Below are 25,732 nucleotides of genomic sequence, written 5' to 3'. Positions count from 1 at the left end.
GGCCCAGGCGCGTTGGGACGTGAGGATCGATCAAAGATAGCGTTTTATATGCCTTAAGCGCTTTTCTATGATGATTTCTATATAGGAAAACCTATTATGGAAGTACCGATACCGCCTATAATTGCTTATCTATGAGAGGTTGAGATGCCGAAAAAACTACTGGACAAACAGTCTTTGCCGACCCTGGTGGCGGAGCGCCTGAACCTCTGGGGCCGCTGCATTCGAACGCAGCGCCTGCGCCAGCGGATCAAGTCCGCAGATTTATGCGAGCGGATGGGTGTTTCGCAGGCGACCCTGCGCCGTCTCGAGCAGGGCGATCCCGGTGCCGGTGCGGGTATCTACATGACGGCGCTGCTGATACTGGGCGTCATCGACTCGGCGGCGCCCGCCATGGATCCGGTTTTCTGGCTCGATGCGGGTGCCGGCGCAAGCCGGCGCGTACGCAACCGACAAGATGAGATTCAAACAAGTGTTGATTACTTCTAAACCTTTGTTTGTCTATCTCCAACGCCCGGACACGGAAGAGTGGGTGACGGTCGGACGCTACCAGGCCGGCGCCGCGGGCAGCGGCTATTTCCGGTATGCGCCGAGTTACGCCGACGCCGGCTTGAGCTGGTCGATCGATCCGGTGAACTTGCCCTTCCAGCCCGATGTCGAGTTTGCCGCGCCGCGCTATGGCGGCCTGCACGATATCCTGCGCGACGCCTGTCCGGATGGTTGGGGCCAGGCCTTGCTGCGCCGGGAGCACAACCTGCCCCAGCACACGCCACCGGCGCGCTTCCTGGTATTGGCAAGCAACGCCGATCGCTGGGGCGCCATCGCTGTCGGCGCGCGTCCCAAGCCATCGGTAGCGGCGCTGGCCACGCCCAGGCTGCCGCAACTTCACAAGGTGATCGAAGAGCTGGCCGCCCTGAATGCGCAGCAGCCGCCGGTCCATGCGCAGTTGCGCCGGCGCCTGGTGCAAACCGCCAGCGTCGGTGGCGCCCGGCCCAAGGCGACGTTGCAGGACGAGCAGGGCGACTACTGGCTGCTCAAGCCCGCCCTTGCCAGCGATGTGGCCGATATTCCAAGCCTGGAGCATGCCGCCCAGCGCTGGGGCGCCTTGAGCGGGCTGCGCTTTGCGGCCACGGTCCTGCATCCGTCCGGCACCGGGAGCAACAGCGGACACAGCGCGCTACGCGTACGGCGCTTCGACCGCAACCGCGAACGGCGCGCGATGTGCGTCAGCGCCGCCACCTTGTTGCAGGCCGAATACCCGGGCAAGCTGTCGAATGACCGCTGGAGCTATCCGCGCCTGGCCGAAGAGCTGCGCCGGATCGGTGCGCCGGCGGAGGACCGCCGCGAGCTGTTCGGCCGCATGGTGTTCAACGCGGTCTGCGGCAACGATGACGACCATCCGCGCAACCATGCGGTCGTGTTCGATGCCGCGGCCGGGCGCTGGCGGCTGGCGCCGGCCTTCGATGTGGTGCCGAATCCGGTCGACACGCCGCCTTACCTGGCCATGCAGCTTTCCAGCGGTCGCTTCGACATCGCGCGCGATGCGCTGCTGGCCGATGCACACCGGTTCGGCTTCGACAACCGGGAAGCGGCAGGAGCGTGGCTCGACGCATTCCTCGTGCGTGTGGCGGGCAGCTTCGACGAGGCCGCGCTGCACCTGGACCCGCGGTGGCGCGAGATGCTGGCGCAGCGTTTGCAGCAGAACCTTTCTCTTTTGCGTAGGCGCGGGTAGACGGACCTTCGGACGCGGCGCGGTCAGGTCCGCAGTTTTATCGCGGCGTCGATTACCGATACCGCGCCTCCACCAAATCTATCTCCCTCAACAACTTCCTCGCAATATCATCCGACACCTTGCGCTGATGCGTCAGTTCCAGGATCGCCTCGCGCTCCGCCTGCAGCGCCGCCAGCCGGTATTCCTTCTCGGCCTGCTCGGCCACCCGGATGCGCGACGGTTCGTTCGCCCCGGTCGTGCCACCCAGCCGGTGCTCGTACACGCCGCGCACATGGTCGACCGCGCTGGCGTGGATGTCGGCGTGTTCGCTCTCGCCCAGGTGGGCATGGCCGACGCGCTCGATGGCCGCGATGGCCGCGATCGCCGCGTTGTGGCGCGCCAGGTCTTCCTGGGCGGCTTCGGTGGTTTCCTCCGGCACCTCGAGGCCGCGCAGCACGCGCGGCAGGCCGACGCTGGCGACGACCAGCGAGACGATGATCACCGCGCTGGCGAAGAAGATCACCAGGTCGCGCGCCGGGAAGGGCGCGCCGCTAGGTAGCGCCAGCGGCAGAGTCAGCACGCCGGCCATGGTGATGGCGCCGCGCACGCCGGCCAGCGAAGTGGCCAGCACCAGGCGGAAGTTCGGCGTGTAGACTTTCTGGCCCTGCAGGCGGGCGTTCAGCAGGGTCAGGCGCAGCGAGACCCAGACCCAGACCAGGCGCAGCAGGATCAGCGCCAGGCTGATCAGGAGGGCGATGCCGAACAGTGTCAAAGGGGTCAGCGCCGCTTCCGGGCCGGCGTAGCGCAGGGCGCGCGCGATGATCTCGGGCAGCTGCTCGCCCAGCAGCACGAACATCACGCCGTTCAGCGAGAACTGCACCGTGTCCCAGACCACGGTGCGGCGGATGCGGGTGGTGGCCAGCGCGCGGCCGGACAGTTCGACGTAGCTCATCGTGACGCCGGCGGCGACCGCGGCCAGGATGCCCGAGGCCTCCAGGTGCTCGGCGACGAGGTAGGCGCCGAAGGGCAGCAGCAGGTTGACCAGGATCGGCGAGCCGGGTTCTTCGCCGAAGCGCTGGCCGACCACGCGCTGCACGAACGAGACCACGACCGTGATCGCCACGCCGCAGGCGATGCCGGCCAGCGCCACCCACAGGAAGGTGACCGAGGCCGAGGCCAGCGAGAAGGCGCCGGTCATGGCGGCGGCCACCGCGAAGCGGAAGCACACCAGGCCGCTGGCGTCGTTCAGCAGCGACTCGCCTTCGAGGATGTGCATCAGGCGGTGCGGCACGTGGATGCGCGCGGTGATGGCCGAGACGGCGACCGGATCGGTCGGCGCCACGATGGCGGCCAGGGCAAAGGCGACCGCCAGCGGAATGGCCGGCACCAGCCAGTGGATCAGGAAGCCGGCGCCGACCACGGTGAACACCACCAGGCCCAGGGCCAGTTCGAGGATGGTGCCCTTGTCGCGGAACAGGCCGATCTTGGGAATGCGCCAGCCGTCCAGGAACAGCAGCGGCGGCAGGAACAGGAGGAAGAAGATTTCCGGGTCGAGGATCACGCCGTGGCCGAACACGCCCGAGATCACGGCGCCGAGACCGATCTGCACCAGCGGCAGCGGCACCCCGAAAGGCAGCATGCGCACCAGGTAGCCGCTACCGATTACCGCCAGCAGCATCGCCAGCACTACACCTACCGAATCCATCGAACCTCCTTGTTGTCGAGGCTCGATGATACGGCATTGTCGGTCTGCCATGCAGCGCGCACCGCAGGATGTGCCGCCTGCCTGGCCGCGAAAAGGCGCTCAGGCAGGCGGCGGGCAGCGTAAAAACCTGCGCCGGCTAGCGCGGCTGGTGCTGGGCCGCCGCCTCGGCCAGCAGGTCGGACAGCTCGACCGTATTGACGGGCTTGACCATGTAGTGGTCGAACCCGGCCGCCTGCGCGGCGTCGCGGTCCTGCTGGCGGCCATAGCCGGTCATGGCGATCAGGGTGGCGCCGGTCGATTGCGGCATGCGGCGCAGGCGGCGCGCCAGTTCGTTGCCGTCGAAGTCGGGCAGGCCGATGTCGAGCAGGCAGACGTCGGGCGAGAACACGCGCGCCACGTCGACGGCGTCGGCGGCGCAGTAGGCGATCTCCACGGTGTGGCCGGCCGCGCCCAGGAACAGCTGCAGGGTATGGACGGCGTCCAGGTTGTCATCCACCAGCAGCACCTTGAGCGGCGTCGCGGCCTTGGCCTGGCCGCGGGTCTGGGCCACGGTCAGCGGCATTTCCTGGGTGTGGCGCGGCAGGCGCACGGTGAAGGTGCTGCCCTTGCCCAGGCCCGCGCTCTCGGCCTTGACGGTGCCGCCGTGCAGCTCGACCAGGCTCTTGGCCAGCGCCAGGCCCAGGCCCAGGCCGCCCTGGGAACGGTCGGGCGTGCGCTCGGCCTGGGTGAACAGGTCGAACACGCGGGCGACGAGCTGCGGCTCCATGCCGATGCCGTCGTCGTGCACGGTCAGCACGTAGTCGGGGCCGTCCTGGCCCAGGCGCAGCTCGATGCGGCCGCCTTCGGGCGTGTATTTGTTCGCGTTGTTCAGCAGGTTGGCCACCACCTGCACCAGGCGCTTGTGGTCGCCCTTGACGCTGGCCGCCTCGTGCGGCAGGTCGAGCACCACCGTGTGGCGACGGGTCGAGATCAGCGGCCGGATCTGTTCGGCGGCGTCGTCCACCACCTTGCGCAGGTCCAGCACCTGGGTCGAGAGCGAGACCAGGCCGCGCGTGACGCGCGAGACGTCGAGCAGGTCGTCGACCAGGCCGGTCATGTGCTCGACCTGGCGCGCGATGATGGCGCAGGTCTGGGTGATCTGGGCGTTGTCGGAGTGGAGCAATTTCAGCAGGTGCGCGCCGGTGCTGATCGGCGCCAGCGGGTTGCGCAGCTCGTGCGCCAGCATCGCCAGGAACTCGTCCTTGCGCTGGTCCGCCGCGCGCAGCTCGCGCTCGGCCAAACTGCGCGCCGCTTCCTTCTTCTGCAGCGTGGCCGCCATCTCGTCCAGCGCCTCGGCCAGCTGGCCGATTTCCTCTCGCTCGTAGGCGATGCCGGAACGGGCGTCGAGGTCGCCGGCGGCGATGCGGGTGGCGGTGTCCTTCAGTTTGCGCACGCGCTGCACGATCAGCACGTCGCCGGCGAGCCAGGCGGCCAGCAGGGCCAGCATGGTGGTCGCGGCCAGGCCGACCAGCGACATCAGCTGGGCGCGGCGCGCGCCGGCGGTCACGGTCTCGGTCGGAATCCCGATCGTCACCGTGTAGTCGGTGAGGGCCGGTCCGCCCACGCGGGCGAAGGTGTGCAGGCGCTCGACGCCGTCGTCGTCGCGGATCACCAGCGCGCGCCGGCCGGCGCCGTGCATGGCGTCGCGCATGCGGCCGGATACCCGGGTGCCGAACCAGCGCTCGGGGTCCGGACGGCGCGAGATGATCGTGCCGTTGGCGTCGGTCGTGACCAGCACCGAGCCGGGCGGCAGGTTGATGTCGTTGACGAAGGTGTCCAGGCCGGCCAGGTCCATCGCCGCGAACACCACCGCGACCACGGTGCCGCTGCGGTCGATCACGGGATAGGTGAGGTTGATGGTGTGGCGCCGGATCACGCGGCCGAACACGTAGTCGCCGGCGATGAAGCGGCGCTCGGCAATCGCGCGCTTGAAGTGGCTGCGGTCGCCCAGGTTCACCGGGTGCAGCATCGGCACCGCGCTGCAGCTGATCTCGCCGTTCAGCTGGATCAGGCCGAAGTTGACGTAGCCTTCGTTACGGTCGAGCACGTCCGCCAGCAGGGCGTTGCAGCCGCTGGTGGGCCCGAGCAGGTCGGGCACGCTGGCCAGGTCGACCAGGATCTGGCGCGCGCGCTCGATCGATTGCGCTTCGTTGGCGGCGGCCAGGTTGGTCAGGCGCCGCAGGTTTTCCTCCGAGGCATGGACCGCCTGCTCGCGCTCGCGGATGCCGCCGACGATGGTCATCATGGCCAGCGGCAGGATCGCCAGCGCGACCAGCAGCATCAGCCTGCTGCGCAGGCTGTTGAGGCGGAAGAGGCCAGGCCGGTTCATTTTCGTGCCGCGAACCTGTCGCCGAACGCGATCACGCGGCGCACGCCTTCCATCAGCGTGGCGACGTCGTCGCAAATGTAGCCGATGCGGATGTAGCCGGGCACGCCGAGCGCGTCGCCCGGCATGATCGCGACCTTCTCTTCCTCGATCAGGGCTTCCGCGAACGCCACCGTGTCATGGGTGAGGGCGCGGACGTCGCCCCACAGGTAGGGACCGGAATCGGGGCTGTCCATGACGATCCACGGTACCTCCGCGAAGCGGCGCACCACCATGTCGCGGCGTTCGCGGTACTCGTCGATCATGTGCTGCTGCACGCCGGCCTCGAAGGCGGCCACGGTGGCGACCTGGGACAGGTGCGAGGCGGCGGCCGTGATCGGGCCCTGCAGGGTCTGCATGGCGCCGACCAGGGGCGCCGGGGCCAGCGCGAAGCCGATGCGCCAGCCCATCATGGCGTAGCTCTGCGAGGCCGAGAAGATGGTCACCACGCCCAGCGTGCGCCAGTCGCACAGGGCGGCCAGGCTGGTGTGGACCGGGTCGAAGGAGAGGTGCTCGTAGCTTTCGTCGACGATCACCTGGGCGCCGGTCGACGCGACCCAGTCGCGGATGTGCTCCAGTTCGGCGCGGGTGTAGACCTTGCCGCTCGGGTTGTGCGGGTTGTTGATGATGACGATGCGCGCCGGCTCGCAGGTCGCCAGGATCTCGGGCGTGATCTCTGCCGGCAGGTCGACCAGAATCGGGCGCAGGCCCAGCAGCTGGCAGGTGGCGACGTAGGCCGGCCAGTGCGGCTTGAAGATCAGCACGCTGTCGCCCGGGTCGCTCATCGCGTACAGGGCCTCGTACAGGGCCTGCTTGGCGCCGTTGGTGACGATGACTTCGTCGGCATGCGCCTCGACGCCGTTTTCCTTGCGCAGCTTGGCGCACAGGCGCTCGCGCACGTCAAGCGCGCCGACGACGCTGGTATACGGCATGGTGCGGACCTGTTCCACCGCCGCGCCGACGGCGTCGAGCACGGTGGGTGGGGCCGGGAAGTGCGAGATCGCGATCGAGAAGTCGATCACTTCCCGGCCTTCGTTCCGCATGGTTTCGACGCGGCCGTGCATGGCGGTGGTCGCCAGGGGCCGTGAATTGGCAATCCGTTGTGAGATCTTCATCGTTTTTATCGAGGTGGTTATCGGTTGCAACTGTGTCTCATGTGTGTCGGCCCGGCACAACAATTTCTTGATTGTACTAAATTCTGAGGCGCGCACGACAGCCAATCGAACTGCCAGGTCAACACCGGGTAGCGAACCGTGTATGGAAGCCTGCAATGCGGTGGAAGTATTTGACATCTAAACTATTTGCTCATCTAATATGCTGTAGAAAAGACAACCGGAGCCGCAATGAAGATCGTGTGCGTGGGAGGGGGACCGGCCGGCCTGTATGCCGCACTGCTGCTCAAGCAGGACGATCCTGCGCACGAGGTGACGGTGGTCGAACGCAACGGCCGTGACGACACCTTCGGCTGGGGCGTGGTGTTTTCGGACCAGACGCTGGGCAACCTGGAGGCGGCCGATCCGCCCACCGCCCGCGCCATCCTGAACGCCTTCAACCACTGGGACGACATTGCCATCCATTTCAGGGGCCGCGCCATCGTCTCCGGCGGCCACGGATTCTGCGGCATCGCGCGCAAGCGCCTGCTGGCCATCCTGCAGGCGCGCTGCGAGGAGCTCGGCGTGCGGCTGCTGTTCGACAGCCCGGTCATGGACGAACTGGAACTGGCGCGGCGCCACCGGGCCGACCTGGTGCTGGCCGCCGACGGCATCCACAGCCGCATCCGCACGCGCCACGCGGCCGTCTACCAGCCGCAGGTCGAGCAGCGCCACTGCCGCTTCGTGTGGCTGGGCACCACGAAAAAGTTCGACGCCTTCACGTTCGCGTTCGAGCATACGCCGCACGGCTGGTTCCAGGCGCACGCCTACCAGTACGACGGCGAGACCTCGACCTTCATCGTCGAGACGCCGGACGAGACATGGCGCGCCAGCGGGCTGGAGGACCTCGGGGTCGAGGACACGCTGGCCTTCTGCGAGCGCCTGTTCGCGCGCCACCTCGACGGCCATCCGCTGATGGCGGCCGCCGGCCACGTGCGCGGTTCAGGCATGTGGACGCGCTTTCCGCGCATCGTCTGCCGCGAATGGGTGCACTGGGAACAGGTCGACGGCTGCCGCGTGCCGCTGGTCCTGCTCGGCGACGCCGCCCACAGCGCCCACTTCTCGATCGGCTCCGGCACCAAGCTGGCGCTGGAAGACGCGATCGAGCTGGCGCGCCGCTGCAGCGGGCGCGGCGTCGCCGAACTGCCCGAGGTGCTGGCCGGCTACCGCGAGGCGCGCGCGCTCGAAGTGCTGAAACTGCAAAGCGCCGCGCGCAACTCGATGGAATGGTTCGAGAACGTCGAGCGCTACAGCGCCATGGAAGCCGAGCAGTTCGCCTATTCGCTGCTCACGCGCAGCCAGCGCCTCTCGCACGAGAACCTGCGCCTGCGCGACCCGGCCTACGTCGCCGGCTTCGAGCGCTGGCTGGCCGAACGCGCCTGCGTCCAGGCCGGGGTGAGCCTGCCTGTTGCTGCACCGTCTGCGGAACCGGCGCCGCCGCCGATGTTCACGCCCTACCGGGTGCGCGGGGTCACGCTGAAGAACCGCATCGTCGTCTCGCCGATGGCGCAGTACTCGGCCGTCGACGGCACGGTCGGCGACTACCACCTGATGCACCTGGGCGCGCGCGCCCTCGGCGGCGCCGCGCTGGTGATGGCGGAAATGACCTGCGTCTCGGCCGAGGCCCGCATCACGCCCGGCTGTCCGGGCCTGTATTCGCCGGTGCACACGCTGGCCTGGCGCCGCATCGTCGACTTCGTGCACGCCAACAGCGACGCGAAGATCGGCGTCCAGCTGGGCCACGCCGGCGCCAAGGGCTCGACCCGGCGCGCCTGGGACGGCATCGACCTGCCGCTCGAGTCCGGCAGCTGGCCGCTGGTGGCCGCCTCGCACCAGCAGTACATCGCAGGCGTGTCGCAGTGGGCGCGCGAGGCCAGCCGGATCGACATGGTGCGCATCCGCGCCGACTTCGTGCGCGCGGCGATGGCGGCGCGCGAGGCCGGCTTCGACTGGCTGGAACTGCATTGCGCCCACGGCTACCTGTTGTCGAGCTTCATCTCGCCGCTGACCAACCGCCGCCAGGACGACTACGGCGGCAGCATCGAGAACCGCTGCCGCTTCCCGCTCGAAGTGTTCGCGGCGTTGCGCGCGGTGTGGCCGCGCCAGCTGCCGATCAGCGTGCGCATCTCGGCCCACGACTGGACCCCGGGCGGCCTGACGCCCGACGACGCGGTCGTCGTCGCGCGCCTGTTCCGCGACGCCGGCGCCGACATGATCGACTGCTCGTCGGGCCAGGTCAGCCGCGACGAAAGCCCGCAGTACGGGCGTATGTACCAGGCGCCGTTCGCCGACCGCATCCGCAACGAGGCGCACATTCCGACCATCGCGGTCGGCGCCATCTACGAGGCCGACCACGCCAACGGCATCATCGCCTCGGGCCGGGCCGACCTGTGCGCGGTGGCGCGCCCGCACCTGGCCAACCCCGCCTGGACCCTGGCCGAGGCCGCGCGCATCGGCTACACGGGCGCCGCCTGGCCCAGGCAGTACCGCGCCGGCAAGGCCCAGCTCGAGCGCAACCTGGAGCGGGAGCGCCAGCAGGCCGCGGCCCTCGCGCCGCGCGCCGCACCGGTCCCTGACATCTGAATCCCAACCTGGAGTACACCATGCGATACCTGAAGGGCGAGCCGCACGCGCTGCCCGGCCACCGCGGCAGCCTGGCAGGCTATCCCGCCCAGCACTTCCTGTTCGAGGTCGAGAACGGCGTCGCCACGCTGACCCTGAACCGCCCCGAACGCAAGAATCCGCTGACCTTCGATTCCTACGCCGAGCTGCGCGAGCTGTTCCGCGCGTTCGCCCGCGCCGACGACATCCAGGCCGTGGTGCTGGCCGGCAGCGGCGAGAATTTCTGCTCGGGCGGCGACGTCCACGAGATCATCGGGCCCTTGACCCGGCTCGACATGCCGGGCCTGCTGGCCTTTACCCGCCTGACCGGCGACGTGGTGAAGGCGATGCGCGCCTGCCCGCAGCCCATCGTGGCCGCGATCGACGGCGTCTGCGCCGGCGCCGGGGCCATGCTGGCCCTGGGTTCGGACATCCGCTACGGCACCGCCCGCAGCAAGACCGCTTTCCTGTTCGCGCGCGTCGGCCTGGCCGGCTGCGACATGGGAGCCTGCGCACTGCTGCCGCGCGTGATCGGCCAGGGCAGGGCGGCCGAGCTGCTGTACACCGGGCGCGGCATGGGCGGCGAGGAAGCCGAGCGCTGGGGCTTCCTGAACCGCTTGTGCGCGCCGCATGACCTGCTGCCCGAAGCCCAGGCCTTCGCCGCCGCGCTCGCGGCCGGCCCGACCTTCGCCCACGGCATGACCAAGAAAATGCTGCAGCAGGAATGGAACATGGGCGTGGACGAAGCGATCGAGGCCGAAGCGCAAGCCCAGGCGATCTGCATGGCGACCAACGATTTCCACCGCGCCTATCACGCGTTCGTCGCGCGCGAACAGCCGCGTTTCGAGGGGGACTGAGATGAGCGACACGGCTTACCTGGACTGGCCGTTTTTCGAGCCGCGCCACGGCGCGCTGGCGCGCGAGCTCGACGCCTGGGCCACGCAACACTTGTCCGCCGCGCATGGCGCGGATGTCGACCACGCCTGCCGCACGCTGGTCGCGCAACTGGGCGCGGGCGGCTGGCTGCGCCACGCGGTCGGCGGGCGCGACTACGGCGGCACGCGCGACGCCATCGATACGCGCGCCATCTGCCTGATCCGCGAGACCCTGGCGCGCCACGCGGGCCTGGCCGACTTCGCCTTTGCCATGCAGGGCCTGGGCAGCGGCGCCATCGCCCTGTTCGGCAGCGAGGAACAGAAGCTGCGCTACCTGCCGCGGGTGGCGGCCGGCCGGGCGATCGCCGCCTTCGCGCTGTCCGAACCCGAGGCCGGCTCGGACGTGGCGGCCATGGCCTGCGCCGCGCGCCTCGACGGCGACCAGTATGTGCTGGACGGCGAGAAGACCTGGATTTCGAACGGCGGCATCGCCGACTTCTACGTGGTGTTCGGCCGCAGCGGCGAGGCGGACGGCGCGCGCGGCATCTCGGCCTTCATCGTCGACGCCGATACGCCGGGCCTCACGGTCGCCGAGCGCATCGAGGTGATCGCCCCGCATCCGCTGGCGCGCCTGCGTTTCGAGCATTGCCAGATTCCGGCGTCGGCCCGCATCGGCGCGGGCGGGCAGGGCTTCAAGGTGGCGATGGCCACCCTCGACGTGTTCCGCACCTCGGTCGCGGCCGCCGCGCTCGGTTTCGCACGGCGCGCCCTGGACGAGGCGCTCGAGCGGGCAGCCTCGCGCCGCATGTTCGGCAAGACCCTGGCCGACTTCCAGATCACCCAGGCCAAACTGGCCGAAATGGCGACCAGGATCGACGCCGCGGCCCTGCTGACCTACCGCGCCGCCTGGGAGCGCGACCAGGGACGGCGCGTCACGCGTGCGGCAGCCATGGCCAAGCTCACCGCCACCGAGAACGCGCAAGCCGTGATCGACGCCGCGCTGCAGATGTTCGGCGGCCTGGGCGTGGTCAGCGGCCAGCCGGTGGAAACGCTCTACCGCGAGATCCGGGCGCTGCGCATCTACGAGGGCGCCAGCGAAGTGCAGCAGCTGATCATCGCGCGCGAACTGCTGGCCGACCATGCCGCCGCCCAGGCGGCGCGGGGGCGGGCATGAGCGAACTGATGCAGGTGTTGCAGCCGCCCGGCTGGCCGCGCCCGAAGGGCTACGCCAACGGCGTGGCGGCGCGCGGCTTGCAGGTGCACGTCAGCGGCATGGTCGGCTGGGACGCCGAAGGACGCTTCCATTCGGACGACTTCGTCGCCCAGACGCGCCAGGCGTTGGCGAACATCGTCGCCGTGCTGGCCGAGGCCGGCGCCGGACCCGGGCATATCGTGCGCATGACCTGGTACGTGCTCGACAAGCGCGAATACCTGGGCGCCGGCGCGGCGCTGGGCGCGGCCTACCGCGAGGTGATCGGGCGCCATTACCCGGCGATGAGCGCGGTGCAGGTGGCGGCGCTGATGGAGGACCGGGCGAGGGTGGAGATCGATGTGACGGCGGTGATCCCGGACAACTCGCCTGACAATTCGTCTGACAACCCGCCCGACTGAGCGCCGTCATGGGGGCGTTTCTGGTACGGTTGTTTTAAACGTAACATTGGAGCGACCATGAACCAGATCGTACGTGTAGTGGAAAAAATCGAAGACGCCGAGGCCGCGCGCCAGGCGCTGCTGGCGGAGGGATTTGACGCGAACGGGATCGAGATCAGCCATACCGGCGACGAGGCCGGCCCGTCCGAGGCGAATTTCACGGTGGGCGATTCGCCGGCAGTGAAGGGCGGCACCGACTACAAGGACGTGTACACGCCGGGGTTGGAGATCAGCAAGTGCGTCATCACCGTCACCGCGGCGAACGCCGCCCAGTTGGAGCGTGCCGCGGCGATCCTCGAGCACCACGGTGCCAAGGACAACGACCCGGCGCACGCCGCGGCCCGGCGCAGCGGGATGGCATAACGTTGAAGCGAGCGGAAGGGACGTAGGGTGGGCGCCCCGTGCCTACGCGTGAACGATGCGTCGACGCAGCGCTTCATGGCCGCCAGTACGAGGCAGGCTTCACTCGTGGGCACGGGGAGCTTCATGGAAGCCAACATGACGCGGACGTCACGCGTGGGCACGGGGCTTGATGACGCCAACATGATGCAGACGTCACGCGTGGGCACGGGGCGCCCACCCTACGCTATATTAGCTCCAGCTCAGATCCGTCTTGCTTAGCGGCAGCTCACGCACGCGCTTGCCGGTCGCCGCGAAAATCGCATTGCAGACGGCCGGCGCCAGCGGCGGCAGGACCGGTTCGCCCAGGCCCGTCACCGGGTAGTCCGTCTTCAGGAAGTGGATGTCGATCTTCGTGGGCGTGTCCGGCATGCGCAGCAGCTGGTAGTCGTGGAAGTTGCTCTGCACGACGCGGCCCTTGTCGATGTTCAGCTCCGGGAGCATCAAGGTCGACAGGCCGTCGATCACCGAACCCTGCACCTGGTTCTCGGCGCCGCTCAGGTTGACGATCTGGGCGCCGATGTCGCTTACCACCACCACGCGGTCGACCTTCAGCTGGCCTTCCTTGGACACCGTCACCTCGGCCACTTCGGCCACGTAGCCGCGGTGGCTGAAGTGGAAGGCGACACCCGCGCCCTGGCCGGGGCCGAACTTGCGCTTGCCCCAGTCCGCCTTCTCGGCCACGGCTTTCAGCACGTTGCGCATGCGCGATACGCTGTAGGGTTGGCCGCGCTCGCCGGTGCCCGGCACGATGTCCTTGTCGCCCAGCAGTTCGAGACGGAACGCGACCGGATCGCGGCCGGCCGCATGGGCCAGCTCGTCGATGAAGCTGTGGAAGACCCAGGAGAACACGCTGCTGCCCGGCGCGCGCCACGGTCCCATCGGGATGCGGCATTCGAGCGCGGTCTGTTCCAGCAGGCAGTTGCCCAGCCAGCGGCCCGGGAACTCGTCGCCGGACAGGCTGCCGCCGCTGCCCGGCTGCAGGATCGACTTGCCCTCGCGTTCGACGCGGTTGGCGAAGGTGACGAAGTGGTTGTGCCAGCCGACCAGCTTGCCATTGGCGTCGACTCCGCCGCGCAGGTGGTGGAAGCCGCCCGGTCGGAAATGGTCGTGCTGCAGGTCGTCCTCGCGGGTCCAGGTCAGCTTGACCGGCGCGCCGGCTTTCTGCGCAATCGCGGTGGCTTCGACGATGAAGTCGGAACTTAAGCGCCGGCCGAAGCCGCCGCCGCTGCGGATGATGTGCAGCGTGATCTTTTCCTTCGGAATGCCGAAGGTCGTGGTCACCAGGGCCTGGCCGGAACCGGGGTTCTGGGTCGGCGCCCACAGCTCCAGCGTGCCGTCCTGCTTGAACCAGGCGGTGCAGTTCTGCGGCTCCATGCTGGCGTGCGAGATGAAGGGGTAGCTGTAGCTCGCTTCGACCGTTTTCGCGGCGCCGGCGAATGCCTGCGCCACGTCGCCGTCCTTGCGCAGCGTGGTCGTGCCCGGCTTGCCGGCGGCCGCCTTGGCCTGGGCCGCGAAGTCCGCCCAGCTGTGGTTCGCGCCGACGCCTTCGTCCCACTTCACTTCCAGCGCGCGGCGCGCCTTGAAGGCGGCCCAGGTCGAGGTGGCGACGATCGCCACGCCCGGGCGCAGGCCGTTCAGGTTGTCGGTGCCCTCGACGATGAAGGCATCCTTCACGCCGGACATGGCCTTGATCGCGTCCAGGTTGGCGTTGACGGGCTTGCCGCCGAATACCGGGCATTTCGCGTAGACCGCGTACAGCATGCCGGGCAACTGGATATCGATGCCGAACAGGGGCTTGCCGCTGACGATCGCCGCATTGTCGACGCCGCCGATGCGGGTGCCCAGCAGCTTGTAGGTCGCCGGGTCCTTCAGCTGGACCGTGGCCGCATCCGGCACCGGCAGGGTGGCGGCCAGCGGCACCAGGGCGCCATAGCCGAGCTTGCGTTTCGAGGGGCCATGCACGACCGCGCCGTGGGCCGCGCCGCATTCGGACACCGGGACGCCCCAGGTCTGGGCCGCTGCCTGCACCAGGACGGTGCGCGCGGCGGCGCCCAGGCGGTGGAAGTTTTCGTAATTGGTCGGGGTCGAGGTCGAGCCGCCCGCGCCCTGGCTGCCGTAGGCCGGATTCAGGTCGCCCTGGACAATGCGCACGTCCTTCCAGTCGATCTCGAGTTCTTCGGCAATCACCATCGGCAGCGAGGTCTTGATGCCCTGGCCGATTTCCGGCTGTTTCGACACCAGGGTGACGATGCCCTTGCGGTCGATACGGATGAAGACGTTCGGCGTAAAGGCGTCGGCGGCGGCCGGGGCGGAGGCGGGCGCGGCGAGCGCGCCGCCGGCGCCCATGCCGATCACGAGGGCGCCCGCGCCCATGGCGCCGGTGCGCAGGAAGCGGCGGCGCGAAGCGGAAACCGGGGCGCTCATTTCTTGCCCTTTCCGTTGGCGGCGATCTCGGCGGCGCGGTGGATGCCGGCGCGGATGCGGGTGTAGGTGGCGCAGCGGCACAGGTTGCCGGCCATGGCCTCGTCGACCTGGGCATCGGTCGGTTTCGGATGCTGCTTCAGCAGGGCGCAGGCGCTCATGATCTGGCCCGACTGGCAGTAGCCGCACTGCGGCACGTCGAGTTCCTGCCAGGCCTGCTGCAGCGGGTGCTGGTGGTGCTTGTCCAGGCCCTCGATGGTGACGATCTTCTGGTTGCCGAGGCTGGAGACCGGCGTCAGGCAGGAGCGGGTCGGCACGCCGTCGATGTGGACGGTGCAGGCGCCGCACATCCCGGCGCCGCAGCCATACTTGGCGCCGACCAGGCCGAGCGAATCGCGCAGGGCCCACAGCAGCGGGGTGTCGGCGTCGACATCGACCTGCTGCCGTTTGCCGTTGATGTTCAGCGTAATTTGACTCATGGGCTCATCCTTGCCTGATAATAAACTTGAGCATGCTACCAAAACCCGGCAATAAAAAACCCGGCAATGACCAGTTTATTGTTGGCAAATTGTTGCAGCCGCGACGGCGTGGTACATCCACGACGCCGTCGCGTTCGCTATGCGGATTGCATGGTGCTTTTTTGTTAACTGCATATAATCGCCGCTGATATGACAACAGGCGAGAGACCATGTCCGAGATGCAGTTTGCGAGCAATGTGCGTGACCTGAGCGATGCCACCGGCGTCGACGCCGGCTTCCAGTTCGAGTTTTATTGCGAGCGTTGCAGCGACCGCTGGCGCACCCACTTCCAGCCCTACCGCAGCGCCCAGGCCTCGGGCTGGCTGCAGAAGGGCGCCAGCATGTTCGGCGGCATGCTGGGCAATGCCAGCCGGGTCCTCTCGGGGATGGCCGAGGCAGGCTGGCACAGCGCACGCGACGCGGCCTTTACCGAGGCCATCGCCGCAGGCAAGGCGCATTTCAACCGCTGCGGAAATTGTCACGACTATGTGTGCGGCACCTGTTTCGACGCGGCGAACGGCCTGTGCTTCAACTGCGCGCCGAATGTCCAGGTGAAGATCATCCAGGCGCGGGCGGCCGGCGAAGTGTCCGCCGCGTCCGAACGCGCCACGGCCGAGGGAAAGGTGCGGGGCGGGCGCCACGCCGTCGACGAGGCGATGCAACTGGTCTGCCCGCAATGCCGGGCCGAGACCCACGGCGGCAAGTTCTGCCCGGAATGCGGCTTCAGGATGGTGCAGCAGGTCGCTTGCACGAGCTGTGCGACGATGCTGCAGCCGGGGACCAAGTTCTGCACGGAGTGCGGGACGCGACAGAGCTGAACGGGCCTGCGCCGGCCCCGCCTGCATGGCCGAGAGCGCCGCGTTCAGATCCCTTCCGGATACGTCTCCGGCGGTTCGCCCGAATGCCAGCCGCTGGTGGCGTCGAGCGGCACCAGGGCGTCGGTGCGGTCGATGTGGATGATGGCGTCGAATTGCTGGGCCATCTGGGCGTTGAAGTAATGGCTCTGGCGTTCGCTGCGCGGCAGGTAGAGCACGCCGATCGCGCGTTCCAGCCGGCGTTCGAGCATCAGGCGGCGCACCGGGGTGTCGTCGCGCAGGTTCAGGTAGTAGCGCGGCAGGCCGACCTGGTGCAGCAATTCCTCGTAGCTGCCGTGCAGGGCGGGGCGCACGCGCTTGCGCTCGGCCGGGCCATCCCACTCCGACGCGGCCGTGACGTGGCCGTCGTAGGTCGAGAAGCCGATCAGGCAGGTCTGGCCGGGGTAGGCCTTGCGCGCCAGTTCGCCGACGTTCCATTCTCCCAGGCCGCCCACTTCGGTCGCGCGGGCGTCGCCGATGTGGGAATTGTGTTCCCAGACCACGATCTTCGCCGGCTCGCCGTCGCGCGAGAGGTGGCGCGCCAGCGCGTCCAGGGTTTCCGCCATGTGGCTGTCGCGCAGGTTCCAGGACGAGATGCGGCCGCGGAACATGGTGCGGTAGTATTCTTCGGCATTCTTGACCAGGCGCGCGTTCTGCTGGGCGTAGAAAAAGGCGTCTTCGGCGGAGGCACCGTCGGCCTGCATGTAGTCGAAGGCGCGCTGCTGCAATTCCTGCAGCTGGGTCAGCACCCCTTGCTGGCAGGATTCCGACAGGCCGACGCCGGTGGCATAGCCGTAGTGCTGGCTGTCCTCGCCGTAGTGGTCGAAGCAGGCATAGCGGCGCCGCGCTTCCGCTGCGGCGGTCGGGTCGACTTGTTCGAGGTAGTTCAGTACTTCCTTTACCGACGTAAAGAGGCTGTACAGGTCGAGCCCGTAGAACCCGACCTTCGGGCCGGCGCGCACGCCCTCGTTATGGGCGCGCAGCCAGTCCACGAAGGTGGATACGTCGGTGTTGCGCCACATCCAGGCCGGGAAGCGCTCGAAGCCGGACAGCGCCTCGTTCGCGGAGCCGTCGCGGCCTTCGCCGCGCATGTAACGGTTGACGCGATAGGCATCGGGCCAGTCCGCCTCGACGGCCACGGCGGTGAAGCCCTTTTCGCGGATCAGGCGCTGGGTGATGCGCGCCCTTTCCTCGTAGAAGTCGTGGGTGCCGTGGGTCGCTTCGCCGATCAGGACGAAGCGGGCGTCGCCCACGAGGTTCATCAGGGCGTCGTAGTCGCCCGGCCCGCCGTCGAGCGGGTGGGCGGCATCCGCCAGGGCGGCGGCGCTGATGTCTGTCGCGGTCACCATGACCTCGGGTCAGTGCGGCTCAGTGCAGGAAGCGGCTGCCCGGCTTCTCGCGCGACGCGGCGTCGCGCGGGATCACCCCGCGTTCGATGAAGTGCTTCATGCGGGCGAGGTCGTCGTCCATCTGGCGCTTCGGGTCCGCGCCGAGCAGCACCGCCAGCCCGTGGCCGACCATGCCGGCCGGCGGCGTGTACGACAGGCGCACGGTGGCGAGGGTGCCGCCGCGGTAGGGCTCGAAGGTGACCGAGCCGGCGTTCGCGATCTGGGCGCCCGGTTCGCTGCGCCAGGCCAGGCGCTTGCCCTTCGATTGTTCGGTCAGCACCGAGTCCCACTCGAACTGGCTGCCGGCCGGCCCCTGCACCACCCAGTGCGAGCGGCGGCGGCCGGTGTCGCGCACCTCGACCACGTGCGACATGAAGCGCGGGAAGTTCTCGTAGTTGCTCCACATTTCATAGACGTCCTCGGGCGAGGCATCGATGCGGATCGATTTCTCCAGCTCGACGCTCTGGCCGCGGCCGCGGCCGCTGCCGAGCAGGCTCGACAGTCCCTGGCCGCCGGCGCCGCCGGCGTTACGTGCGGCCAGCGCCAGCCCGGCCAGGCCGAGCATGCCGGCCAGCGGCGAGCGGCGCATCAGGCCCAGCAGGCCGAGCAGGCCGCCACCGACCACCGCCGGATTGCGCAGCAGGGCGTTCAGGTCGTCGCGGCCGTGCAGGTTCAGCGCGCCCATCATGCTGTCGCCGGCCTGGCTGGCCAGGCGGCTCAGGCGCGAGCCGGCGACGTCGAGTTCGTCGCCGGCCTTGTCGGCCATGTGCGAGACACCGTTCACGGTATCGTTCCAGACCCGGTGGCCGGCGCCGTTCGGCTTGGCCGACTCGAGCATACGGTTGGCGCGGGTGCCGGCCTCGTCGGCCAGGTCGCCGGCGGCGTCGCCGGCCTGGCTGGCCATCGCGCCGACGCGTTCGCCGATGCCGTGCCAGACATTGCCCAGCGCGCTGCCGGTGCGCGAACCGGCGTTGCGGATCGCGGCGGTCGACATCGAGCGGCGTGCGCTGCCGCGATCGGGGTCGAGCATGTACATCAGCAGGGCGCCGGCGGCGGCGCCGCCCAGCAGCTTGGCAAGATCGTTCGTGTCGAAATCGAAACCGGTCTCGGTGCTCGTCTGTTTCATGTTCTGTCCTCTCTGTTGGGTTGTTGATCAGGCCGGCGATCGTCCTGGTGGCGCCAGGCCATCGCCAGCAAATCCTGTACTTCCTCGTCGCTCGTCTGGTCGAACGTGTCGTACCACTGGCTCACCGCGCGAAAGCGCGGCGGCGCCGCCAGGCAGACCAGTTCGTCCACGTCCGGCGCCAGCGCGCGCAGCGTCTCCGGCGGCGCCACCGGCACCGCGACCACCACGCGCGCCGCCTGGCGCCGGCGCGCGACCTGGACCGCCGCCGCCATCGTCGCGCCGGTCGCGATGCCGTCGTCGACGACGATCGCGACCCGACCCGCCAACGCCGGCTCGGCACGCCCGCCCCGGTACACGCGGGCGCGCCGCTCGATCTCGGCCAGCTCGCGCGCGGCGATCGCATCGACCTCCTCGCGCGTCACGCCCATCAGGCCGGGCACGCCCGGCTGCAGCACCTGCACCCCGCCGCTGCCGACGGCGCCGATCGCGTACTCGGGCTGCCAGGGCAGGCCGAGCTTGCGCACGATGAGCAGGTCGAGTTCCAGCTCCAGCGTCATCGCCACCGCGAAGGCGACCGGCACGCCGCCGCGCGGCAGGGCCAGCACGATGGCATCGGGCCCGGCTGCGGACCGCGGCGTCGCGGCGTGCCGCGCATACGGGGCCAGCCTCCTGGCCAGCAACATTCCGGCCTGGGCGCGATTCTTGAAACGCTCGAGGTCCGTCATGTCGTGCACTCCGAGCCATCCAACCGGCTGTACCACTGCCGGCTGTACTACTGGCGGCTTTACTACTCCAGCTTTACTACAGGCGCCGCTGCCGGCCGCCGCGCTTGCCGCCGCAAGGCTTACTGGATGGTCAGGCGGCGCGCCTCGCTGCCCTGTTTCTTGGGCAGCGTCAGGTGCAGGACGCCGTTTTCCAGTTTCGCCTGTGCCGCCGTATCGTCGACCTCGGTCGGCAAGGTGAAGCTGCGCATGAACTTGCGTGCTGAACGTTCAGAATACACCACGTTTTCGCCCTCGCGCCGCTCGTTTGCCTTGCGGCATTCTCCTTCGATCGTGACGCGCTGGCGATCGATGGCGACCTTCAGGTCTTCCTTGTCGACGCCCGGCATCTCGGCCTGGATTTCGTAGGCCTGTTCGGTCTCGCTCATGTCCAGCCGCGGCACGGCGGCGCTGTCGCGCAGGCCGCCGCCGCCCTGCGCCAGCGGTGCGAAAAAGTCTTCGAACATGCTTTCGACGAGGCGGCCGAACTGGTCCTCGACCGCACCCGAGCGATAAGCCGACAGTGGCGTACTGCCTCTTCTGACGAGATTCATGATAGGCCTCCTTTCATCATGATGAACATGCGCGGCATGGCGCCGCACCTGATTTATAGGGCAGCGCCGCCGCGTTTTCAAGGCGCGCGGAAGAAGAGGGAACGCGTTAGTGCGCGGGTAATTGCGCAGGGCTAGCGGACATGCGGAAAGAGGGAACCAGTGGCGCGCCGGACGGTCTGAACCAACCGGAGCGCGCCGGTGGAGCGCTCAGCCGAGCTGGCGGCGGTGGAAGCGCAGGTGATCCTCGACGAAGGTCGAGATGAAGTAATAGCCGTGGTCGTAGCCGGCATGGCGGCGCAGCGCGAGCGGCTGGCCGGCGGCGCGGCAGGCGGCCTCGAAGGCGTCCGGGTTCAGCTGGTCGGGCAGGAATTTGTCGGCCAGGCCCTGGTCGACCAGGATCCCCTGCGGGAAGCGCACCGGGCCGCTCGCGACCAGTTCGGTCGCGTCGTACGCGTGCCAGGCCGCGCGGTCCGTGCCGAGGTAGCCGCCGAAGGCCTTTTCGCCCCAGGGACAGCGCGAGGGCGCGGCGATCGGCGCGAAGGCCGAGACCGAACGGAACAGCTCCGGATTCTTCAGTGCCAGCACCAGCGCGCCGTGGCCGCCCATCGAGTGGCCGAAGATGCCGCAGCGGGCCGGGTCGGCGCCGAACTCGCGCATCACCAGTTCGCGCAGTTCCAGGATGTAGCTGTACATGCGGTAGCGTTGGGCCCATGGCGCTTGCGTGGCATCGACGTAGAAGCCGGCGCCGGCGCCGAAGTCCCAGCTGTCGGTCTCGCCGGGCACGCCGGCGCCGCGCGGGCTGGTGTCGGGCGCCACCAGGATCAGGCCTTCCTCGGCCGCGACGCGCTGGGCGCCGGCCTTGGTCATGAAGGTCTCTTCGGTGCAGGTCAGGCCGGCCAGGTAGAACAGCACCGGCAGCTGCTTGCCTTCGGCGCCGGGCGGCAGGTAGACCGAGAACTTCATCGGCAGGCCGATGGCGCTCGAGTCGTGCTGGTAGAAACGCTGGGTGCCGCCGAAGCAGGCGTGTTCGCTCAGGAGTTGTGTCATGTTGTTATCCGTTGTTGGGTGACGGTGCAAGTATGCCAGTTTGGTTCAGTTTGGGGCGGGCAACGCGTGGCGTTTCGATTGATCGGATGTCGTACCGCGTAGGTTCGAGAACCCACCCTACGTAAAACCGGTTTGTAGGGTGGGTTCTTGAACCCACGCCGTAGAATGCTCGATCAGCCGAAAAGCCGCGCGCCAGCCTTCACACGATCCCGAACGCCCCGAGCACGGCCCCGGCCCCCAGCACCCACAGCAGGTGAATCCTGGTGCGCCAGACCACCACGCAGCTCGCAATGGCCAGCAGCCACAGCGGCCAGTCGGCCGCGCCGCGCGCGCCCGAGCTGGCCAGGATCCAGGCGGTCGACAGCAGCATCGCGATCACCATCGGCGCCATGCCCTGCTTGAAGGCGCGCACGGCGCGCAGTTCGCGGTTGCGGTGGCCCCACTGGGCGACCTGGTAGGTGAAGACGGTCGAGGGCAGCATGATGCCGATCATCGTGGTCGCGACGCCAAGGAAGGCGGCCGTGGTGCTGCCGGCGTTCATGCCGACCTGCCAGCCCATCAGCGCCACGAACAGCACGTTCGGGCCGGGCGAGGCCTGGGCCAGGGCGATCGAATCGTTGAACTGGGCCTGGGTCAGCCAACCGCGCTGCTCGACCAGGAAGCGGTGCATTTCCGAGGTGGTCGCGATCGCGCCGCCGAGCGACATCAGCGACAGCATCAGGTAATGCGCGAACAGGTTGAGCCAGTCGTGCCAGGACAGGCTCAGGGCGACGGCCTGGGCGCTCATGACTTCAGCTTCCGGTAGCTCAGGATGAAGCCGAGGCCGCCGAGAAGCGGCAACACGGAGATTAGCGGCGCCTTGACCAGGGCCAGCAGCACGAAGGCCAGCGCGCCGATGGCGATGCACCAGGCCAGCGGCATGGGATTGCGCGCCAGCGCATTCGTGAGTTTCAGGCCGGTGGCGGCGATCAGCCCGGCGGAGACCGCCGCCATGCCGCGCAGGGCGCCGGCGACGTACGGATTGCCGGCGAAGCGGGCATGCACGGTGGCCAGCAGCAGGATCAGCACCAGCGGCGCCGCCAGCAGGCCGGCCAGGGCGGTCATGGCGCCGGCCAGGCCGAAGTAGCGCGCGCCGATCATCATCGACAGGTTGACCACGTTCGGTCCCGGCATGATCTGGGCCACCGCCCAATCTTCGATGAATTCGTCCTGGGTCAGCCAGCGCCGGCGCTCGACCATCTCGCGCTGGACGACCGCCATCACGCCGCCGAAGCCCTGCAGGGCCAGCAGCGTGAAGGCGATGAACAGGTCGGGCAGGGTGGCGGGGCGCGGATGGTCGCTGGATGGCTCGGTCGTCATGCAGCGATTATCGCCTTGATGTTTCTACTACGCAACTAACCGCCTCCGATCCCGCGCATGACCTTGCCGCTGCCGCCGCACTGGGGACAGGGCTTGCCGTCGGCCTGCTTGCCGCTGCCCGAGCAGGCGTCGCAGATGTCTTCGCCGGCGCCGGGCGTACCGGGCGCGGCTTCGTCGCCAGGGTTCATATCCGGTTGAGATGTCGTGCTCATGGATGCCTCGCTGGTGGATTGATGGGAACAGCGCGGCCATTCTAGGCGTCCTGGGAAATGGATGGCGCAAGGATGGATGGCGGGATGCGAAGGGGAGGCGGCGCCGCTCTTATTTGTTTTTCGATGGAAAAATGACATTGACATTGGCGCTTCTTGATCAATACTCCTTTACGCAAGGAGTTTAACGACGACAAGGTGGGGGACGGATGGCGCAGAGTGCAGACCCAGGCGGCGTTGCCGTACTGGACGCGGGTGAGGCCCGTACCGATGTCCGGCAGCGCGTGATCGTCGACGACGGGATCGCGGTCCAGTCGAATGCCAACACGATGTGCGCGGTCGAGTACCTGCGCTCGCGTAATGTCGCGTGCGCCGTGATCGAACGGGTCTTGCTGGAACCGGCGCGACGCCGTGCCAGTCAGTAAAAGTTGCTCTGCAGGTTGGATATGCGATATCAGAACTGCATCTTTGTGGCGCCGCAAGGGCCTCGCTTATACACAAAAATTTCTTTTTTTTAATTCCAGCACACTTGCACGCCAGTCTCTGGAAATGCGTGCAAGTCATTGATTTTCCTTGTGTTCGGCATTGCACGCCGTTTGGGCATTTTGTTGAAAGCCGCATCCTGCCGCGCTTTCGCGATGTCAAGCCCCGGCTTTTCCACAAAGTTATTCACAAACTTTGTGGATATCCCGAAAAGCCCTTTAGATTCGCCCACTTAGCACAGCTTGTTAGGGGAAGGTTTGAAGAGGCGGCGAGACAGGTGCGCGCTTTTTGCCACAAGCTTGTCGATTTGGAATGCAAAATGCACTTGCGAAAGCGTACTGGACAAATGTACAGTTGAGCTGTCCGCTCCCTGTCCTTCTTCCATGACCGTCGCCGCCGCACCCTCAACGATCTCGTCCGACCCCACGACCGCCGACGATCCTTTTGCCAGCTTGAATCCGGCGCAGCGCGCCGCCGTCGAGCACGACATCGGGGCGCCGGCCACGCGGCCGCTGCTGGTGGTGGCCGGCGCCGGCTCCGGCAAGACGAATACCCTGGCGCACCGGGTGGCGCGCCTGATCCAGGGCGGCGCCGATCCCCAGCGCATCCTGCTGCTGACCTTCTCGCGGCGCGCGGCCAACGAGATGACCCGGCGCGCCGGCAATGTCCTGCAGCGCATCATGGGCAGCGCGGGTCGTGCCACGGCGCAGGTGACGACGCTGCCCTGGGCCGGCACCTTCCACAGCATCGGGGCGCGCCTGCTGCGCGAATTCGCCGGCCGCATCGGCCTGGACGCGTCCTTCACCATCCACGACCGCGGCGATGCCGAAGATTTGATGGGCCTGGTGCGCCACGAGATCGGCCTGACCCAGACCCAGAAGCGCTTTCCGCTGAAGGGCACCTGCCTGTCCATCTATTCGCGCGTGGTCAATTCGCGCGAGCCGCTGGCCCAGGTCCTGCAAAGCACCTTCCCCTGGTGCAGCGAATGGGAAGACGAATTGAAGCGCCTGTTCGGCGCCTACGTCGACGCCAAGCAGGAACAGAACGTGCTCGACTACGACGACCTGCTGCTGTTCTGGGCCGAGATGGCGCTTGATCCCGAACTGGGACCGGAACTGGGCGCGCTGTTCGACCACGTGCTGGTCGACGAATACCAGGACACCAACCGCCTGCAGTCGGCGATCATCAGCGGCATGAAGCCCGATGGCCAGGGCGTGATGGTGGTCGGCGACGACGCCCAGGCGATCTATTCCTTCCGCGGCGCGACGGTGCGCAACATCCTCGACTTCCCGAAGCAGTTCTCGCAGCCGGCCGAGGTGATCACGCTGGACCGCAATTACCGCTCGACCCAGCCGATCCTGGACGCCTCGAACGCCGTGATCGCCGCCGCGCTCGAGCGCCACGCCAAGACCCTGTGGACGGACAAGGCCGCGACCGGCCTGCCGCAATTGGTCCTGATTCCCGACGAGGCCGAACAGGCGCGCTGGGTCTGCAACCGCATCCTCGAGCACCGCGAAGCCGGCATCAAGCTCACCGCCCAGGCGGTGCTGTTCCGCGCCGCCAGCCACAGCGCGGCACTGGAGCTCGAACTCATGCGCCGTAACATTCCTTTCGTGAAGTTCGGCGGCCTGAAGTTCCTGGAAGCCTCGCACATCAAGGATGTGCTGGCGGTGCTGCGCTTCGCACAAAATCCCAGCGGCCGGCTGGCGGGATTTCGCGTGGCGCAACTCATCCCCGGCATCGGTCCGGCCACCGCCACGCGCCTGCTCGACGCTGTCGCCGCGGCGCCCGAGGCCGTGCAGGCAATCGAGGCCTTCGAAGCGCCGGCCAAGGCCCAGGGCGACTGGCAAGCCTTCGTCGCCCTCTACCGGCGCCTGCGCACGCCCGGCCTGTGCTGGCCGGCGGACCTGGAGCTGGCCAAGGAGTGGTATTTGCCGCACCTGGAGCGCCTGCACGACGACGCCCCGGTGCGCGCGGCCGACCTGGAGCAGCTGACCCAGCTGGCCGGCGGCTATGGCAACCGCGAGAGTTTCCTGGCCGAGATCACGCTCGATCCGCCCGAGGCGACCAGCGACCGCGCCGGCCCGCCGCTGCTGGACGAGGACTACGTGATCCTGTCGACGATCCACTCGGCCAAGGGCCAGGAGTGGAAGTCGGTCCACGTGCTGAACGTGATCGACGGCTGCATTCCCTCCGACATGAGCACCGGCAGCGCCGAGGATATCGAGGAAGAGCGGCGCCTGTTGTACGTGGCGATGACGCGGGCGAAAGAGCACCTGCACCTGGTGGTGCCGAACCGCTTCTTCATCAAGCAGCAGGCGCAGATGGGCGACCGCCATGTGTACGCGACCCGCACCCGTTTCCTCACGCCGGCCATGCTGAAACATTTCGAGGAATGCGTCTGGATCACGGCCGATAAGTTGCAGTCGAGGAAGCCAATGCCGGACAGCGTGCGGATGATGGTGCGCGAACGAGCGCGCAATGCCTGGAAATAGGCAGGGGCGGGCACGCCTTGA

Annotated in this window: 23 protein-coding genes; 10 read left to right on the top strand and 13 right to left on the bottom strand. The window is 68.1% G+C overall.

Annotated features, from left to right (window positions below; genetic code table 11):
• Window positions 1-144 precede the first annotated feature (144 nt).
• On the top strand, window positions 145-486 hold the full coding sequence (locus ACFOPH_RS09490) for a helix-turn-helix domain-containing protein (protein ID WP_312550301.1): 342 nt from the start codon (window positions 145-147) through the stop codon (window positions 484-486).
• A gap of 43 nt (window positions 487-529) precedes the next feature.
• Entirely contained in the window at window positions 530-1,729 is a 1,200-nt protein-coding gene (locus ACFOPH_RS09485) for a type II toxin-antitoxin system HipA family toxin (RefSeq protein ID WP_379734916.1), read from the top strand.
• Window positions 1,730-1,781: 52 nt separating this feature from the next.
• On the opposite strand, the gene ACFOPH_RS09480 is transcribed toward ACFOPH_RS09485, so the two are convergent.
• The 3 genes from ACFOPH_RS09480 to ACFOPH_RS09470 all read right to left on the bottom strand — a co-directional run bounded on the left by ACFOPH_RS09480 (window position 1,782) and on the right by ACFOPH_RS09470 (window position 6,932).
• Window positions 1,782-3,413 carry a Na+/H+ antiporter gene (locus ACFOPH_RS09480; protein WP_312550299.1) on the bottom strand — a complete coding sequence of 544 codons (1,632 nt, stop codon included), beginning with the start codon at window positions 3,411-3,413 and terminating at the stop codon, window positions 1,782-1,784.
• 136 nt (window positions 3,414-3,549) lie between these two features.
• Window positions 3,550-5,781, bottom strand: coding sequence for a hybrid sensor histidine kinase/response regulator (locus tag ACFOPH_RS09475; RefSeq protein WP_312550298.1), 2,232 nt, complete (start codon window positions 5,779-5,781; stop codon window positions 3,550-3,552).
• The gene (locus ACFOPH_RS09470; protein WP_379734913.1) at window positions 5,778-6,932 is read right to left on the bottom strand and encodes a pyridoxal phosphate-dependent aminotransferase; all 1,155 of its coding nucleotides are present in this window, start codon (window positions 6,930-6,932) and stop codon (window positions 5,778-5,780) included. The genes ACFOPH_RS09475 and ACFOPH_RS09470 overlap by 4 nt, the downstream gene beginning before the upstream one ends.
• 228 nt (window positions 6,933-7,160) lie before the next feature.
• On the opposite strand from ACFOPH_RS09470, the gene ACFOPH_RS09465 reads away from it, so the two are divergent.
• Genes ACFOPH_RS09465 through ACFOPH_RS09445 form a run of 5 tightly spaced genes read left to right on the top strand, consistent with a single transcriptional unit; the run spans window position 7,161 to window position 12,457 of the window.
• Complete coding sequence (locus ACFOPH_RS09465) at window positions 7,161-9,551, top strand: bifunctional salicylyl-CoA 5-hydroxylase/oxidoreductase (RefSeq protein WP_379734911.1); 2,391 nt, start codon at window positions 7,161-7,163, stop codon at window positions 9,549-9,551.
• A gap of 20 nt (window positions 9,552-9,571) precedes the next feature.
• On the top strand, window positions 9,572-10,426 hold the full coding sequence (locus ACFOPH_RS09460) for an enoyl-CoA hydratase family protein (RefSeq protein WP_312550295.1): 855 nt from the start codon (window positions 9,572-9,574) through the stop codon (window positions 10,424-10,426).
• 1 nt (window position 10,427) lies between these two features.
• Window positions 10,428-11,618 (top strand): acyl-CoA dehydrogenase family protein, encoded by a 1,191-nt coding sequence (locus ACFOPH_RS09455; protein ID WP_379734909.1) that lies wholly within the window; start codon window positions 10,428-10,430, stop codon window positions 11,616-11,618.
• Window positions 11,619-11,626: 8 nt separating this feature from the next.
• Complete coding sequence (locus tag ACFOPH_RS09450; protein ID WP_379737893.1) at window positions 11,627-12,055, top strand: RidA family protein; 429 nt, start codon at window positions 11,627-11,629, stop codon at window positions 12,053-12,055.
• A gap of 57 nt (window positions 12,056-12,112) precedes the next feature.
• Window positions 12,113-12,457 (top strand): hypothetical protein, encoded by a 345-nt coding sequence (locus ACFOPH_RS09445; RefSeq protein WP_312550293.1) that lies wholly within the window; start codon window positions 12,113-12,115, stop codon window positions 12,455-12,457.
• A 228-nt stretch (window positions 12,458-12,685) separates the two neighbouring features.
• Here the strand turns inward: ACFOPH_RS09445 and ACFOPH_RS09440 are convergent, their stop codons facing one another.
• Window positions 12,686-14,920 (bottom strand): xanthine dehydrogenase family protein molybdopterin-binding subunit, encoded by a 2,235-nt coding sequence (locus ACFOPH_RS09440; RefSeq protein ID WP_379734907.1) that lies wholly within the window; start codon window positions 14,918-14,920, stop codon window positions 12,686-12,688.
• Window positions 14,917-15,396: a (2Fe-2S)-binding protein gene (locus tag ACFOPH_RS09435; RefSeq protein ID WP_312553893.1), complete on the bottom strand. Its 480-nt coding sequence runs from the start codon at window positions 15,394-15,396 to the stop codon at window positions 14,917-14,919. The genes ACFOPH_RS09440 and ACFOPH_RS09435 overlap by 4 nt, the downstream gene beginning before the upstream one ends.
• Before the next feature lie 209 nt (window positions 15,397-15,605).
• Between ACFOPH_RS09435 and ACFOPH_RS09430 the strand changes: the two genes are divergently transcribed.
• A complete protein-coding gene (locus tag ACFOPH_RS09430; RefSeq protein WP_379734905.1) occupies window positions 15,606-16,253 on the top strand; it encodes a zinc ribbon domain-containing protein in 648 nt (215 codons plus the stop codon).
• Window positions 16,254-16,297: 44 nt separating this feature from the next.
• On the opposite strand, the gene ACFOPH_RS09425 is transcribed toward ACFOPH_RS09430, so the two are convergent.
• The 8 genes from ACFOPH_RS09425 to ACFOPH_RS09390 all read right to left on the bottom strand — a co-directional run bounded on the left by ACFOPH_RS09425 (window position 16,298) and on the right by ACFOPH_RS09390 (window position 22,736).
• Window positions 16,298-17,638 carry an erythromycin esterase family protein gene (locus ACFOPH_RS09425; protein ID WP_379734903.1) on the bottom strand — a complete coding sequence of 447 codons (1,341 nt, stop codon included), beginning with the start codon at window positions 17,636-17,638 and terminating at the stop codon, window positions 16,298-16,300.
• Between the two features lie 19 nt (window positions 17,639-17,657).
• On the bottom strand, window positions 17,658-18,803 hold the full coding sequence (locus ACFOPH_RS09420) for an SRPBCC family protein (protein WP_312553901.1): 1,146 nt from the start codon (window positions 18,801-18,803) through the stop codon (window positions 17,658-17,660).
• A complete protein-coding gene (locus ACFOPH_RS09415) occupies window positions 18,800-19,528 on the bottom strand; it encodes a phosphoribosyltransferase (protein ID WP_379734901.1) in 729 nt (242 codons plus the stop codon). The genes ACFOPH_RS09420 and ACFOPH_RS09415 overlap by 4 nt, the downstream gene beginning before the upstream one ends.
• Before the next feature lie 119 nt (window positions 19,529-19,647).
• Window positions 19,648-20,118 carry an Hsp20/alpha crystallin family protein gene (locus ACFOPH_RS09410; protein ID WP_379734899.1) on the bottom strand — a complete coding sequence of 157 codons (471 nt, stop codon included), beginning with the start codon at window positions 20,116-20,118 and terminating at the stop codon, window positions 19,648-19,650.
• A 207-nt stretch (window positions 20,119-20,325) separates the two neighbouring features.
• Entirely contained in the window at window positions 20,326-21,165 is an 840-nt protein-coding gene (gene fghA, locus ACFOPH_RS09405) for an S-formylglutathione hydrolase (RefSeq protein WP_312547316.1), read from the bottom strand.
• A gap of 199 nt (window positions 21,166-21,364) precedes the next feature.
• Window positions 21,365-21,952, bottom strand: coding sequence for a chromate transporter (locus ACFOPH_RS09400; RefSeq protein WP_379734897.1), 588 nt, complete (start codon window positions 21,950-21,952; stop codon window positions 21,365-21,367).
• The gene (locus ACFOPH_RS09395; RefSeq protein ID WP_379734895.1) at window positions 21,949-22,524 is read right to left on the bottom strand and encodes a chromate transporter; all 576 of its coding nucleotides are present in this window, start codon (window positions 22,522-22,524) and stop codon (window positions 21,949-21,951) included. Before ACFOPH_RS09395 ends, ACFOPH_RS09400 begins: the two co-directional genes overlap by 4 nt.
• A 35-nt stretch (window positions 22,525-22,559) precedes the next feature.
• Entirely contained in the window at window positions 22,560-22,736 is a 177-nt protein-coding gene (locus ACFOPH_RS09390; RefSeq protein ID WP_312547313.1) for a hypothetical protein, read from the bottom strand.
• Between the two features lie 206 nt (window positions 22,737-22,942).
• Here ACFOPH_RS09390 and ACFOPH_RS09385 point away from each other — a divergent pair, with 206 nt between their 5' ends.
• Window positions 22,943-23,158 carry a hypothetical protein gene (locus ACFOPH_RS09385; protein WP_312547312.1) on the top strand — a complete coding sequence of 72 codons (216 nt, stop codon included), beginning with the start codon at window positions 22,943-22,945 and terminating at the stop codon, window positions 23,156-23,158.
• A 441-nt stretch (window positions 23,159-23,599) separates the two neighbouring features.
• On the top strand, window positions 23,600-25,711 hold the full coding sequence (locus ACFOPH_RS09380; RefSeq protein ID WP_379734893.1) for an ATP-dependent helicase: 2,112 nt from the start codon (window positions 23,600-23,602) through the stop codon (window positions 25,709-25,711).
• Window positions 25,712-25,732: the final 21 nt, after the last annotated feature.

The organism is Massilia haematophila (assembly GCF_042647645.1).
GTDB classification, from domain to species: domain Bacteria; phylum Pseudomonadota; class Gammaproteobacteria; order Burkholderiales; family Burkholderiaceae_D; genus Telluria; species Telluria haematophila.
This window is presented reverse-complemented; position numbering and strand designations above follow the sequence as displayed.

Excerpts from the sequence above, each read along its gene's own strand:
- ACFOPH_RS09385 (WP_312547312.1), top strand. The coding sequence starts at position 22,943 with ATGGCGCAGAGTGCAGACCCAGGCGGCGTTGCCGTACTGGACGCGGGT.
- ACFOPH_RS09460 (WP_312550295.1), top strand. The coding sequence starts at position 9,572 with ATGCGATACCTGAAGGGCGAGCCGCACGCGCTGCCCGGCCACCGCGGC.
- ACFOPH_RS09475 (WP_312550298.1), bottom strand. The coding sequence starts at position 5,781 with ATGAACCGGCCTGGCCTCTTCCGCCTCAACAGCCTGCGCAGCAGGCTG.
- ACFOPH_RS09470 (WP_379734913.1), bottom strand. The coding sequence starts at position 6,932 with ATGAAGATCTCACAACGGATTGCCAATTCACGGCCCCTGGCGACCACC.
- fghA (WP_312547316.1), bottom strand. The coding sequence starts at position 21,165 with ATGACACAACTCCTGAGCGAACACGCCTGCTTCGGCGGCACCCAGCGT.
- ACFOPH_RS09455 (WP_379734909.1), top strand. The coding sequence starts at position 10,428 with ATGAGCGACACGGCTTACCTGGACTGGCCGTTTTTCGAGCCGCGCCAC.
- ACFOPH_RS09400 (WP_379734897.1), bottom strand. The coding sequence starts at position 21,952 with ATGAGCGCCCAGGCCGTCGCCCTGAGCCTGTCCTGGCACGACTGGCTC.
- ACFOPH_RS09445 (WP_312550293.1), top strand. The coding sequence starts at position 12,113 with ATGAACCAGATCGTACGTGTAGTGGAAAAAATCGAAGACGCCGAGGCC.
- ACFOPH_RS09415 (WP_379734901.1), bottom strand. The coding sequence starts at position 19,528 with ATGACGGACCTCGAGCGTTTCAAGAATCGCGCCCAGGCCGGAATGTTG.
- ACFOPH_RS09450 (WP_379737893.1), top strand. The coding sequence starts at position 11,627 with ATGCAGGTGTTGCAGCCGCCCGGCTGGCCGCGCCCGAAGGGCTACGCC.
- ACFOPH_RS09465 (WP_379734911.1), top strand. The coding sequence starts at position 7,161 with ATGAAGATCGTGTGCGTGGGAGGGGGACCGGCCGGCCTGTATGCCGCA.
- ACFOPH_RS09480 (WP_312550299.1), bottom strand. The coding sequence starts at position 3,413 with ATGGATTCGGTAGGTGTAGTGCTGGCGATGCTGCTGGCGGTAATCGGT.
- ACFOPH_RS09390 (WP_312547313.1), bottom strand. The coding sequence starts at position 22,736 with ATGAGCACGACATCTCAACCGGATATGAACCCTGGCGACGAAGCCGCG.
- ACFOPH_RS09435 (WP_312553893.1), bottom strand. The coding sequence starts at position 15,396 with ATGAGTCAAATTACGCTGAACATCAACGGCAAACGGCAGCAGGTCGAT.
- ACFOPH_RS09395 (WP_379734895.1), bottom strand. The coding sequence starts at position 22,524 with ATGACGACCGAGCCATCCAGCGACCATCCGCGCCCCGCCACCCTGCCC.
- ACFOPH_RS09420 (WP_312553901.1), bottom strand. The coding sequence starts at position 18,803 with ATGAAACAGACGAGCACCGAGACCGGTTTCGATTTCGACACGAACGAT.
- ACFOPH_RS09430 (WP_379734905.1), top strand. The coding sequence starts at position 15,606 with ATGTCCGAGATGCAGTTTGCGAGCAATGTGCGTGACCTGAGCGATGCC.
- ACFOPH_RS09410 (WP_379734899.1), bottom strand. The coding sequence starts at position 20,118 with ATGAATCTCGTCAGAAGAGGCAGTACGCCACTGTCGGCTTATCGCTCG.
- ACFOPH_RS09490 (WP_312550301.1), top strand. The coding sequence starts at position 145 with ATGCCGAAAAAACTACTGGACAAACAGTCTTTGCCGACCCTGGTGGCG.
- ACFOPH_RS09440 (WP_379734907.1), bottom strand. The coding sequence starts at position 14,920 with ATGAGCGCCCCGGTTTCCGCTTCGCGCCGCCGCTTCCTGCGCACCGGC.
- ACFOPH_RS09380 (WP_379734893.1), top strand. The coding sequence starts at position 23,600 with ATGACCGTCGCCGCCGCACCCTCAACGATCTCGTCCGACCCCACGACC.
- ACFOPH_RS09425 (WP_379734903.1), bottom strand. The coding sequence starts at position 17,638 with ATGGTGACCGCGACAGACATCAGCGCCGCCGCCCTGGCGGATGCCGCC.